At 65.9% G+C, this 12,419-nt stretch carries 12 protein-coding genes; 6 read left to right on the forward strand and 6 right to left on the reverse strand.

Features of this window, described 5'->3' with window-relative positions:
• Window positions 1–113 precede the first annotated feature (113 nt).
• From F3J18_RS14125 to F3J18_RS14135, 3 genes are all read left to right on the forward strand, one after another.
• Window positions 114–614 carry a hypothetical protein gene (locus F3J18_RS14125; protein ID WP_025096470.1) on the forward strand — a complete coding sequence of 167 codons (501 nt, stop codon included), beginning with the start codon at window positions 114–116 and terminating at the stop codon, window positions 612–614.
• A 399-nt stretch (window positions 615–1,013) separates the two neighbouring features.
• Window positions 1,014–1,676 (forward strand): carbonic anhydrase, encoded by a 663-nt coding sequence (locus tag F3J18_RS14130; protein WP_025096471.1) that lies wholly within the window; start codon window positions 1,014–1,016, stop codon window positions 1,674–1,676.
• An 89-nt stretch (window positions 1,677–1,765) separates the two neighbouring features.
• On the forward strand, window positions 1,766–3,301 hold the full coding sequence (locus F3J18_RS14135) for a SulP family inorganic anion transporter (RefSeq protein WP_230686065.1): 1,536 nt from the start codon (window positions 1,766–1,768) through the stop codon (window positions 3,299–3,301).
• A gap of 94 nt (window positions 3,302–3,395) precedes the next feature.
• On the opposite strand, the gene F3J18_RS14140 is transcribed toward F3J18_RS14135, so the two are convergent.
• The 6 genes from F3J18_RS14140 to F3J18_RS14165 all read right to left on the reverse strand — a co-directional run bounded on the left by F3J18_RS14140 (window position 3,396) and on the right by F3J18_RS14165 (window position 10,416).
• Complete coding sequence (locus tag F3J18_RS14140) at window positions 3,396–4,937, reverse strand: 2-isopropylmalate synthase (protein ID WP_013698876.1); 1,542 nt, start codon at window positions 4,935–4,937, stop codon at window positions 3,396–3,398.
• Between the two features lie 347 nt (window positions 4,938–5,284).
• Entirely contained in the window at window positions 5,285–6,154 is an 870-nt protein-coding gene (gene pssA, locus F3J18_RS14145) for a CDP-diacylglycerol--serine O-phosphatidyltransferase (protein WP_013698877.1), read from the reverse strand.
• 15 nt (window positions 6,155–6,169) lie between these two features.
• Window positions 6,170–6,814, reverse strand: a complete 645-nt coding sequence (locus tag F3J18_RS14150) for a phosphatidylserine decarboxylase (protein WP_013698878.1) — start codon at window positions 6,812–6,814, stop codon at window positions 6,170–6,172.
• A gap of 119 nt (window positions 6,815–6,933) precedes the next feature.
• Window positions 6,934–7,950 carry a ketol-acid reductoisomerase gene (gene ilvC / locus F3J18_RS14155; protein ID WP_013698879.1) on the reverse strand — a complete coding sequence of 339 codons (1,017 nt, stop codon included), beginning with the start codon at window positions 7,948–7,950 and terminating at the stop codon, window positions 6,934–6,936.
• Between the two features lie 92 nt (window positions 7,951–8,042).
• The gene (gene ilvN, locus F3J18_RS14160; RefSeq protein ID WP_013698880.1) at window positions 8,043–8,534 is read right to left on the reverse strand and encodes an acetolactate synthase small subunit; all 492 of its coding nucleotides are present in this window, start codon (window positions 8,532–8,534) and stop codon (window positions 8,043–8,045) included.
• 118 nt (window positions 8,535–8,652) lie between these two features.
• Window positions 8,653–10,416: an acetolactate synthase 3 catalytic subunit gene (locus F3J18_RS14165; RefSeq protein ID WP_025096473.1), complete on the reverse strand. Its 1,764-nt coding sequence runs from the start codon at window positions 10,414–10,416 to the stop codon at window positions 8,653–8,655.
• A gap of 346 nt (window positions 10,417–10,762) precedes the next feature.
• Between F3J18_RS14165 and F3J18_RS14170 the strand changes: the two genes are divergently transcribed.
• From F3J18_RS14170 to F3J18_RS14180, 3 genes are all read left to right on the forward strand, one after another.
• Complete coding sequence (locus F3J18_RS14170; RefSeq protein ID WP_013698882.1) at window positions 10,763–11,326, forward strand: RNA polymerase sigma factor; 564 nt, start codon at window positions 10,763–10,765, stop codon at window positions 11,324–11,326.
• Complete coding sequence (locus F3J18_RS14175) at window positions 11,323–11,748, forward strand: DUF3619 family protein (protein WP_025096474.1); 426 nt, start codon at window positions 11,323–11,325, stop codon at window positions 11,746–11,748. The genes F3J18_RS14170 and F3J18_RS14175 overlap by 4 nt, the downstream gene beginning before the upstream one ends.
• A 32-nt stretch (window positions 11,749–11,780) precedes the next feature.
• Window positions 11,781–12,419: DUF3106 domain-containing protein (locus F3J18_RS14180; RefSeq protein WP_166913151.1), on the forward strand; the 639-nt coding region annotated here is incomplete at its 3' end.

A 12,419-nucleotide genomic window follows, 5' to 3' on the forward strand; every position in this document is an offset into this window, starting at 1 on the left:
CGCCGCACCGGCGATGCGCGATCCGAAGCGGCCTCGAGAAATGCGCGCCGCCGCGCGAGCACACGGCTGCGCGTCGTGATACAACAGCGGCATCGCATCCGACGGAGACCAGCATGTTTCGACGACTTCCCGTACTGCTAGCCATCGCGGCCACGCTGCTGGCCGGTTGCGCGCAACCGTGGCAGCGCTTCCAGGCGGGCGAGGACCAGTCGGCGCTGGTCGCCCGGCTCGGGCCGCCGAAGGAAATCTACGACCTGCCCGACGGCGGCAAGCGCCTGATGTGGCCGACCCAGCCGATGGGCGAAACCACCACCGCCGCCGATATCGACGCGGCCGGCAAGGTCCGCAACGTGCGCCAGGTCCTGCAGCCGCTCGAGTTCTATCGCGCCGAGATCGGCAAGTGGAAGAAGTCCGACGTGCTGGTCAATTTCGGCCGCCCCGAGGAAACCGCCTACTTCCCGCTGATGAAGCGCGAGGTCTGGACCTATCGTTATCTCGAGGACAACGTCTGGTACATGCTCTACAGCTTCTACTTCGACGACCAGGGCATCCTGCGCCTCACGCAGAAGACGCCGGACCCGCTGCACGACCCCGATCGCCGCGTCGCATTCTGATAATCGAATTACTGTCAATTCCGACAGGATTTACCCAGGCCATTCCAGCTGATAAGCGGAATGGCCTTTTTGTCATCCAGGCATCACGAATTGATTTTCCAGCCGAAAGAATTGCGAAAATAAGCTTCGAATCATTTCGTCACCGAACCGGTCTGTATCGTCACAATTCAATAGGGGCGTCACTTTTCAGGTGATCGAATGCACCGGAATCCGGCAATTCGATTTCCGAAATGGTGCAAAACCAATTCACCCATCTCGAATTTGAAACAGAATGTTTCAAGGCCTCCACGTATCGAGGCAAACCCCTAATATCCCCAACAAGCTTTCAATCTAGAAAGCATTGCCGATACGGCTGCTCCGGCGCCGTTCGCGATCTCGTTCATTTATGAAGGATTCCTCATGAATCGCGCCAAAACCCTGCTCGCCGCCAACGTCGCCTGGGCGCGGGAAACCGCCGAACGCGCGCCCGGCTTCTTCGAGGCGCTGTCGCAAGGCCAGAATCCGCGCGTGTTGTGGCTGGGCTGCTCGGACAGCCGCGTGCCGGCCGAGGCCATCACGCACAGCGCGCCGGGCGAGCTGTTCGTCCACCGCAATATCGCGAACCTGTTCCACCCGAACGACGACAACAGCGTCAGCGTGCTGGAATACGCGGTGCGCGTTCTCAAGGTCGATCACGTAATCGTTTGCGGGCATTACGGCTGCGGCGGCGTGCGCGCCTCGCTGCTGCCGCCGCCGGCCGACCTGCCGCATGTGGCAAGGCGTATCGCGCCGCTCTGCGCGCTGGCCAGCCGGCATCGCGCCACGTTGGACGAACTGCCCGCCGATACCGCCGCGAATCGCCTGGCCGAGCTGAACGTGCTGGAGCAGGTGCGCCTGCTGCGCGAGCACCCGGTGGTACGCGACAGCCAGCCGGCGCCGCTGGTGCATGGCTGGATCTTCTCGCTGTCGGACGGGCTGCTCAACGTGCTGTCTTCCGGCTACGAGGCGGGCGCGACGCAGCCTGCCGAAACGGCACCGGCCGCCGCCGCGCATGCGCGCCACCGCGAGCCCCAGCCCGCCTGACGCACTCGAAACACGGCGCGGCCGGCCGCCCAGCCCGGCGCCGGTCGCGCCTCCCGCAGCACGCTCCCCAACGCCCCGCCTCGAACCCCATCATGAATTTACGCAACGCCTTCTCCACGTTTCCGCGCGACTTCGTCGCCGGCACCGTCGTGTTCCTGGTCGCGCTGCCGCTCTGCCTGGGCATCGCCAACGCCTCCGGCGTCGAGCCCTTCGCGGGCCTGATCTCGGGCATCGTCGGCGGCCTGGTGGTCGCCTTCCTGAGCGGCTCGCCGTTGTCGGTGAGCGGCCCCGCCGCCGGCCTGGTGGTGATCGTCGTCGACGGCATCGCCCAACTCGGCAGCTTCCCCGCCTTCCTGCTCGCGGTGGTCTTGTCGGGCCTGCTGCAGCTGGGTTTCGGCATGCTGCGCGCGGGCCAGTTGGCCGCCTACGTGCCCTCGCCCGTGATCAAGGGCATGCTGGCCGCGATCGGCCTGCTGCTGATCGTCAAGCAGGTGCCCTTCGCGCTCGGCCTGCACGGCGGCACCGCCGCGTTCAGCGCCCATGCGATCGGCGCGGCGCTGATCGCAATCGTCTCGCTGGCCCTGCTGGTGGCCTGGGACTCGAAGGCGCTGCGCCGCTTCGCGCTGGTGCGCAACGTCCCGGCGCCGCTGATCGTGGTGGTGCTCGGCATCGGCGCCACGCTGGTGCTGGGCGCCCTGCTGCCCGCGCTGGCGCCGCCGGCCGAGCATCGCGTGGCGCTGCCCGCGCTCGACTCGCTGGCCTCGCTCGGCGGCGCGCTCAAGAGCGTCGAGCTCGGCCCGCACTACGCCCAGCTCTGGAACCCCGATGTCTGGCGCGTCGCGATCACGCTGGCGATCGTCGCCAGCCTCGAGACCCTGCTCTCGCTCGAGGCGGTCGAGCAGATCGACCCGAAGCGCCGCCCGCCGATGCCGAACCGCGAACTGAAGGCCCAGGGAGTCGGCAACCTGGTGGCGGGCGCCTTCGGCGGCCTGCCGATCACCTCGGTGATCGTGCGCAGCTCGGTCAACGTCAACGCCGGCGCGCAAAGCCGCCTCTCGGCGGTGGTGCATGGCGCGCTGCTGCTGGTCAGCGTGTTCCTGCTGACCGAGCTGATCAACCTGATCCCGCTCGCCACGCTCGCCGCGATCCTGATCCACACCGGCTTCAAGCTCGCCAAGCCGGCGCTGTTCAAGGCCGTCGCGCAACAGGGGCCGGCCGCCTTCCTGCCCTTCGTCGCGACCGTTGCCGGCGTGCTGGCCATCGACCTGCTGGCCGGGATCGCGCTGGGCATCGTGTGCAGCGTGCTGGCGGTGGCCTTCGCCAACCTGCGCAGCCCGGCCACGCTGGCCCGCCACGACGACCACTACCTGCTGACCTTCCGCAAGGACGTGTCCTTCCTCGGCAAGGTGCAGGTCAAGCACTACCTGCGGCAGATCCCGGATCGTTCGATCGTGATCATCGACGCGACGCGCGCCGACTACATCGACCACGACGTGCGCGAGCTGATCGACGCCTTCATGGCCGATGCGCAGGCACGCGAGATCCTGGTCGACTACCGGCAGCCCACGCGCGCCGCGGCCAGGCGCTGGTCGATCTCGATGCTGCGCAGCCCCAGCGCGCAATAAGCGCGGCCCGCAACGGCAAAACGCCCCGCCGGCCTTCGGGCCGCGCGGGGCGTTTCATTGCCGGTCAACGGCCGGGCAAGCCGGCCGATCGGGCTCAGGAGCGTTGCGGGTTGAGCTTGTCGACGTCCGAGTGCAGCTTGTTGAGCGCCGACAGGTAAGCCTTGGCCGAGGCCGCGACGATGTCCGGGTCGGTGCCGACGCCGTTGACGATGCGCCCGCTCTTGGACAGGCGCACGGTCACCTCGCCCTGCGCCTGGGTGCCGGTGGTGATCGCGTTGACCGAGTACAGCAGCAGCTCCGAGCCGCTGCCGACTTCCGTCTCGATCGCGTTCAGCGTCGCGTCGACGGGGCCGTTGCCGCGCGCCTCGCCGGTCACCTCGCCGCCGTCGATCGAGAACACCACCTTGGCCTGCGGCTGCTCGCCCGTTTCCGAGCGCTGCGACAGCGACACGAACTTGTAGTGCTCGCGCTCGACCACCGCCGCCTCTTCCGACACGATCGCGATGATGTCCTCGTCGAAGATCTCGGCCTTGCGGTCGGCCAGGTCCTTGAAGCGCATGAAGGCCGCATTCAGCTCGGTTTCGCTGTCGAGCGAGACGCCCAGCTCCTGCAGGCGCTGCTTGAAGGCGTTGCGGCCCGAGAGCTTGCCCAGCACGATCTTGTTGGCGGTCCAGCCCACGTCTTCCGCGCGCATGATCTCGTAGGTGTCGCGCGCCTTCAGCACGCCGTCCTGGTGGATGCCCGAAGCATGGGCGAAGGCGTTGGCGCCCACCACCGCCTTGTTCGGCTGCACCACGAAGCCGGTGATCTGCGAGACCAGCTTCGAGGCCGGCACGATCTGCGTGGTGTCCAGGCCGACGTCGAGACCGAAATAGTCCTTGCGCGTCTTCACCGCCATCACGATCTCCTCGAGCGACGTATTGCCGGCGCGCTCGCCCAGACCGTTGATGGTGCACTCGACCTGGCGCGCGCCGCCGATCTGCACGCCGGCCAGCGAGTTGGCCACGGCCATGCCGAGATCGTTGTGGCAGTGCACCGAGAAGATCGCCTTGTCCGAGTTCGGGATCCGCTCGCGCAGCGTCTTGACCAGGTTGCCGTACAGCTCCGGCACGCCGTAGCCGACCGTGTCGGCGATGTTGATGGTGGTCGCGCCCTCGGCGATCACGGCTTCCAGCACGCGGCAGAGGAAGTCCATGTCGGAGCGGCTGCCGTCTTCCGGCGAGAACTCGACGTTGTCGGTGAACTTGCGCGCGAAACGCACCGCCAGCCGCGCCTGCTCGAACACCTGGTCCGGCGTCATGCGCAGCTTCTTCTCCATGTGCAGCGGGGAGGTGGCGATGAAGGTGTGGATCCGGAAGCTGTTGGCGGGCTTCAGCGCATCGGCGGCGCGCTGGATGTCCTTGTCGTTGGCGCGGGCCAGCGAGCAGATCGTGCTGTCCTTGATCAGCCCGGCGATGGTGTGGATCGCGTCGAAATCGCCGTTCGAGCTGGCCGCGAAACCGGCTTCGATCACGTCGACCTTCATCCGTTCGAGCTGCTTGGCGATACGGATCTTTTCTTCCTTCGTCATCGACGCGCCGGGCGATTGTTCGCCGTCACGCAAGGTCGTGTCGAAAATGATCAGCTTGTCTGTCATGGGGAGGCTCCAGGGGGATCTTGTGGGTACGGCAGAAACGATGGAGTTCGCGCCACCGCTGGCGACGCTCAACAACAGACGAGGCTTGACGGAGGGCGAAGACGGTCAGCGCGGCAGGCGCGCTAGCGCTAGTGCGCATAGGGGCGCACCGGCTTGAAGGAGGGAGAGGCGGAGAAATGCGGTCATGCCGAGGAATATAGCGGCATTCCGTAACACGTGCAATCGGACTGCACCCGGAACCCGCCCTGCCCCGCCGAGCCGGCCCCGGACGAAAAAACGGCGACCGGATCAGGGTCGCCGTCTTGCACCGAAATGGGGCTGGTTCGCGGATGAGGCGAGGCTCGCCCTCAGTGCTCGCGCTGGGACGAGCGGGCCGGATTGGCGCGGCCGCGGATCGCCATGTAGCCCCAGAACACATAGCCCGACAGGCCATACAGCACGAACAGGCCGAACAGCATCAGCGGCGGATCGGAGGACACCAGCACGAAGGCCACCACCACCAGCAGGATCGCCGCGAACGGCACGCGATGCCGCACGTCAAGCGCCTTGCCGCTGTAGAACGGCGCATTCGACACCATGGTCACGCCGGCATAGATGGTCAGCACGAAGGCCACCCAGGGCAGCCAGCCGAGCTTGAGCGGCACGCGGTTGTCGGTGGCCAGCCATACGAAGCCGGCGATCAGCGCGGCCGCGGCCGGGCTCGGCAAGCCCTGGAAGAAGCGCTTGTCGACCACGCCGATATTGGTGTTGAAGCGCGCCAGGCGCAGCGCGGCGCCCGAGCAGTAGACGAAGGCGGCCAGCCACCCCCAGCGGCCCAGGTCCTTCAGCACCCATTCGTACATCACCAGGGCCGGCGCCACGCCGAACGAGACCATGTCGGACAGGCTGTCGAACTGCTCGCCGAAGGCGCTCTGGGTGTGCGTCATGCGCGCCACGCGGCCGTCCATGCCGTCGAGCACCATCGCCACGAAGATCGCGATCGCGGCGATCTCGAAGCGCACGTTCATCGCCTGCACCACCGCGAAGAAGCCGCAGAACAGCGCGGCGGTGGTGAAGGCATTGGGCAGCAGGTAGATGCCGCGGGTGCGCAGGAACTGCTGGCGCGCGGCGCGGCGCGGCTCGACCGACGAATTGTCGGCGCCGAGCACCTTGTTGTGCCGGAACGAGCGCGGCAGGGACTTGCCGTTGCGCGACCGGCGCGGTTTGAATGCAGCCATCGAGCCTCCTGCCGCTTACTGCGGCAATTCAGCAAGAATCGTCGACGATGCGGACACCTTTTCGCCGATCGAGACGCGGGCGCGGCTGCCGATCGGCAGGTACACGTCCACGCGCGAACCGAAGCGGATAAAGCCGTAGCGCTGGCCGCGCGTGAGCGGCTCGCCGTTGCGCACGTAGCAGAGAATGCGCCGCGCCACCAGCCCGGCGATCTGCACCGAGGTAACGATATGGTTGCTGCCGGTGTGGATCACCACCGCATTGCGCTCGTTCTCGGTCGAGGCCTTGTCGATCGCCGCGTTCAGGAACGCGCCCGGGAAGTATTCGACCTTGGTGATCGCGCCGTCGACCGGCGAGCGCTGCGAGTGAACGTTGAACACGTTCATGAACACGCTGATCTTGAGCGCCTCGCGATTCGCGTAGGGATCGTGCGCGGTTTCCACCGCGACGATGCGCCCATCGGCCGGGCACAGCACCGCGTTGGCCTCGGTCGGGATCGGCCGGGCCGGATCGCGGAAGAACTGCACCACGAAGACGAGCAACAGCCAGAACGGCCAGGCCAGGCCGAAACCCGCGACTGCATGGATCAACAGCGCGATGACGGCAGCGATCGCGATGAACGGCCAGCCTTCGCGCGCGATGATCGGATGAGGGTAGTTCATGGTGTGATTCGGTGAATTGCAAAGGACGTAGCATAACAAAAGCCGCCCTCGGCACTGCGGCCTTCGGGCGGCTTTTCGTTGCCGACCCCGGAAAACCGGGGCCGTCGCTCAGCGAACGCTTAGTTCTTCGACTGGTCGACCAGCTTGTTCTTGGCGATCCAGGGCATCATCGCGCGCAGCTTCGAGCCGACCTGCTCGATCTGGTGCTCGGCCGTCAGGCGGCGGCGCGATTGCAGCGTCGGGGCGCCGGCCTTGTTCTCCAGGATGAAGCTCTTGGCGTATTCGCCGGTCTGGATGTCGGTCAGGACCGCCTTCATGGCCTTCTTGGTCTCTTCCGTGACGATGCGCGGGCCCGTCACGTATTCGCCGTACTCGGCGTTGTTCGAGATCGAGTAGTTCATGTTGGCGATGCCGCCTTCATAGATCAGGTCGACGATCAGCTTGAGCTCGTGCAGGCACTCGAAGTAGGCCATTTCCGGCGCGTAGCCGGCTTCGACCAGGGTTTCGAAACCGGCCTTGATCAGGTCGACGGTACCGCCGCACAGCACGGCCTGCTCGCCGAACAGGTCGGTTTCGGTCTCTTCGCGGAAGTTCGTCTCGATGATGCCGGCACGGCCGCCGCCGTTGGCTGCCGCGTACGACAGGGCCACGTCGCGCGCCGCGCCCGACTTGTCCTGGGCGACCGCGATCAGGTGCGGCACGCCGCCACCTTGCGAGTAGGTGCCGCGCACCGTGTGGCCCGGGGCCTTCGGGGCGATCATGATGACGTCCAGATCGGCGCGCGGGATCACCTGGCCGTAGTGGACGTTGAAGCCGTGGGCGAAGGCCAGCGCCGCGCCCTGCTTGATGTTGGCGTGCACTTCCTTGGCGTAGACCTCGGCGATCTGCTCGTCGGGCAGCAGCATCATGACCACGTCGGCGCCCTTCACCGCCTCGGCGACTTCCTTGACCGTCAGGCCGGCGTTCTCGGCCTTGCTCCACGACGCGCCACCCTTGCGCAGGCCGACCGTCACGTTCACGCCGCTTTCCTTCAGGTTCAGCGCGTGGGCGTGGCCTTGCGAGCCGTAGCCGATGATGGTGACTTGCTTGCCCTTGATGAGGGAGAGGTCAGCGTCCTTGTCGTAGAAAACTTTCATGATGATTCCTTTCGCTAAATGCAGTGAGTTCGTTCAATGAGTAAGGCTACCGGGGCATGACGGCGCCGCCGGCTTCGTTCGATACGGCCGCATCAGACCTTCAGGATGCGCTCGCCGCGACCGATGCCCGAGCTGCCGGTGCGCACGGTTTCGAGAATCGCCCCCGCGTCCAGCCCCTGGATGAATGCGTCGAGCTTGTCGCTCGCGCCCGTCAATTCGATTGTGTAGGTCTTTTCGGTAACGTCGATGATGCGGCCGCGGAAAATGTCCGCCATCCGCTTCATTTCTTCGCGTTCCTTGCCGACCGCTCGCACCTTGATCAGCATCAGCTCTCGTTCGATGTGGGCACCGTCGGTCAGGTCCACCACTTTCACCACCTCGATCAGGCGGTTCAGATGCTTCGTGATCTGTTCGATCACGTCGTCCGAGCCAATGGAGACGATGGTCAGCCGCGACAGCGAATTGTCTTCGGTCGGTGCCACCGTCAAGGTTTCAATGTTGTAGCCGCGTGCCGAGAACAGGCCGACCACGCGCGAGAGCGCGCCCGGTTCGTTTTCCAGCAGCACGGAGATGATGTGTCTCATGTTCGCTTCTTCCCGATGATGTCTCGACTAATCCAGTTCGAATGCCTGCCGCGCGCCGCCCGGCGCGGCCCGCTCCTCGTGGAAGCGGGCGCCGAGCGCGCGGCGCGCGGGCACGCCGTTACAGATCTTCCGATCCGAGCAGCATCTCCGTGATGCCCTTGCCGGCCTGGACCATCGGCCAGACGTTTTCGGTCGGATCGGTCTGGAAGTCGAGAAACACGGTGCGATCCTTGAGACGCAGCGCTTCCTTGAGCGCCGGCTCCACATCGGACGACTTTTCGATGCGCATCCCGACGTGGCCGAACGCCTCCGCCAGCTTCACGAAATCGGGCAGCGCGTCCATGTAGGAATGGGAATAGCGCTTGCTGTATTCGATCTGCTGCCACTGGCGGACCATGCCGAGGTAGCGGTTGTTGAGCGAGATGATCTTGACGGGCGTGTCGTACTGCTTGCAGGTCGACAGCTCCTGGATGCACATCTGGATCGAGCCCTCGCCCGTGATGCAGACCACGTCGTCGTCGGGATGGGCCATCTTGACGCCCATCGCCGCCGGCAGGCCGAAGCCCATGGTGCCGAGGCCGCCCGAGTTGATCCAGCGGCGCGGCTTGTCGAAGCGGTAGAACTGCGCGGCCCACATCTGGTGCTGGCCGACGTCCGAGCAGACGAAGGCATTGCCGCCGGTGAGCTTCCAGAGCGTCTCGACCACGTGCTGCGGCTTGATGATCTCGCTCTCGCGGTCGTACTTCAGGCAGTCCTTGGCGCGCCAGCTCTCGATGTCCTTCCACCATTGCGCGAGCGCCTCGGTGTCGGGGCCGTGCTCGGCCGTCTGCAGCTGCTCGATCAGTTCCTTGAGCACTTCCTTGACGTCGCCGACGATCGGGATGTCGACCTTGACGCGCTTGCTGATCGAGGACGGATCGATGTCGATGTGGATGATCTTGCGCGGACGCGAGGCGAAGTGGGCCGGGTCGCCGATCACGCGGTCGTCGAAACGCGCGCCGATCGCGATCAGCACGTCGCAGTGCTGCATCGCCATGTTCGCTTCGTAGGTGCCGTGCATGCCGAGCATGCCGAGGAACTTGGGATCCGAGGCACGGTAGCCGCCCAGGCCCATCAGCGTGTTGGTGACCGGGTAGCCGAGCAGGTCGGCGAACTGGTTCAGCTCGCGCGAGGCATCGGCCAGGATGATGCCGCCGCCCGTGTAGATGTACGGGCGCTTGGCCGTCAGCAGCAGCGACACGGCCTTGCGGATCTGGCCCGAATGGCCCTTGGTGACCGGGTTGTAGGAGCGCAGCGCGACGCTCTTGACCGGCACGTATTCGCAGGGCGTCTTGGAGACGTCCTTCGGGATGTCGATCAGCACGGGACCGGGACGGCCGGTGCGGGCGATGAAGAACGCCTTCTTGACCGTTTCCGCGAGGTCGCGGACGTCCTTCACGAGAAAGTTGTGCTTGACGCAGGGGCGCGTGATGCCGACCGTGTCGCATTCCTGGAATGCGTCCTGGCCGATCGCGGCCGTCGGCACCTGGCCGCTGATCACCACCAGCGGGATCGAATCCATGTAGGCGGTGGCGATGCCGGTCACGGCATTGGTCACGCCCGGGCCGGAGGTCACCAGGCACACGCCGACGTTGCCGGTCGCGCGCGCATAGGCATCCGCCGCATGCACGGCCGCCTGTTCATGGCGCACCAGCACGTGCTGGATCTTTTCCTGCTTGTAGAGTTCGTCGTAGATGTAGAGGACCGAGCCGCCGGGATAGCCCCAGATGAATTCGACGTTCTCGTCGGCCAGTGCCTTCATCAGCACGGTACCGCCGATCGAGTCGCTCGAGGGGGCAGAAATAGGTTCCGACGTGGAGAATTCCGCGCTGGGCATGTTCATATCGACCTTTCGAATTTTCGGCAAAAAATTGATCGGGTGCTCTCTGCCGAACTTGTGGCTCGGGTTCAAGCGGCGCGTCCAGTTGACGAGCTGGCTTCTTGGGCCAGCCTCAATTGAGACCATCACTTATGTTGCGAACCGGTGACGATATCTTGGCGAAGTCAAGTGGTCAAGAAAAAAATCCCTGCTGCCGGGAGGCTGATCATAAAACCACAGGCTGGCGCCATCCCGCGCACCCTCGTGGCGGCACCCGGGATGCCGATCGGCACGAAAATTTGTTAGCATCCGCCCCGTTTACAGAATTTTTCGTCCTTCCAGGCCCTTCGAGCGCAGACCTTTTCACGGAATGGCATCAGACAAGGAACTCGCCGACTTTCTGGCGGGCGTCGAAAGGCGCGCGTTCAAGCAGGCCGCCTACGCGGTTCGCGACGACGACGCCTCGCTCGACATCGTGCAGGACGCGATGATCCGGCTCGCCGAGAAATACGGCGACCGCCCGGCCGCCGAACTGCCCCTGCTTTTTCAGCGGATCCTGCAAAACGCGATCCACGACTACTTCCGCCGCCAGAAGGTCCGCAACACCTGGGTGAGCCTGTTTTCCTCGCTCGGCGGCGCCGATGACGACGACTTCGATCCGCTCGAAACGCTCGACACGGCCGACAACGGCAGCGGCATCGAGAGCAGCGAATCGCGCCTGGAGCGGGAGCAGGTGCTGTCGCTGATCGACGACGAAATCCGCAAGCTTCCGGCGCGTCAACGGGAAGCCTTCCTGATGCGTTACTGGGAAGATATGGATGTCGCCGAAACAGCCGCTGCCATGGGCTGCTCCGAAGGCAGCGTCAAGACGCATTGCTCACGGGCCACGCACGCATTGGCACAAGCGCTCAAGGCCAAAGGAATCACGCTATGAGCTCCGCTCCCGAACTCAAAGAACTGGAATTCGCCCTGAAGATCCGCCGCGCGCTGGACGAACGCGCGGCCGAGCTGCCCCCGTCGGCCGCCGATCGGCTGGCCGCCGCGCGCCGGGCCGCGCTCGCGCGCAAGAAACCCGATGCCGCCATCGTGCTGGTGCCCGCCCTCGCGGGCGGCGGCACCGGCAGCTTCGGCCTGGTGCGCGGTCCGGCCCCGCGGCCGGTGTCGCTCACGCGCCGGATCCTGCGCGCGGTGCCGCTGGTGGTGCTGCTGGCCGGCATCGTCGGCATCGCCTACTGGGAAAACCTCGAGCACACGGCCGAGCTCGCGGACATCGACGCCGCGATGCTGAACGACAACCTGCCGCTCAACGCGTACCTCGACCACGGGTTCAACGCATACCTGTCACACACGCGCTGAGCGCGACCAGAGAGAGAAGGACGCACGGGGCGATGCAGAAACGGGGACTGGCGATATTTTTCGGGAGCGCGATCGCGCTCGTGGTTGCCTACGCGGCCACCTACCCCCGTTTTTTCGAGACCCCGGCGCCGGTCGCCGCCGCGCCGGTGGCGGCCTCCGGCACCACGCCGCCCGCCCAGCCCGCCGTCAGCCTGTCCCTGCCCAATGCATTTCCGACGCTGGCGCCCGCCAGCCCGCTGTCCTGGGCGCGCCTGAGCGCGCAGCAGCACGAGGCGCTGGCGCCCTTCGAACGCCAATGGGATGGCTTCAGCGATGCGCGCAAGCGCAAATGGCTGCGGATCGCCGCACGATTCCCGAAGATGTCGCCCGAAGAGCAGAAACGCCTGCATGAGCGGATGACCCAGTGGGCCAACATGACGGCCGAGGAACGGCGCGTCGCGCGCGAGAACTACCAGGCCTCGCAGGATCTGCCCGCGCAGGCCCGCGAACGCGCCTGGAAGGACTACCAGAAGCTGTCGCCCGAGCAGAAGGCCAAGCTGGCCGCCGCCGAGCGCCGTCGCCGGCCGACCGTGGTCAGCGCGCCGCCCTCGGGCAAGAGCGACCGCGACATCAACCGCCTGGTCAACGCGCACGACCACCCGGCCAACGCGCCCGCCAAGCCGCTCACGCCG

The sequence above is a fragment of the Burkholderia sp. Ax-1720 genome (assembly GCF_011753035.1).
Lineage (GTDB): Bacteria > Pseudomonadota > Gammaproteobacteria > Burkholderiales > Burkholderiaceae > Burkholderia > Burkholderia gladioli.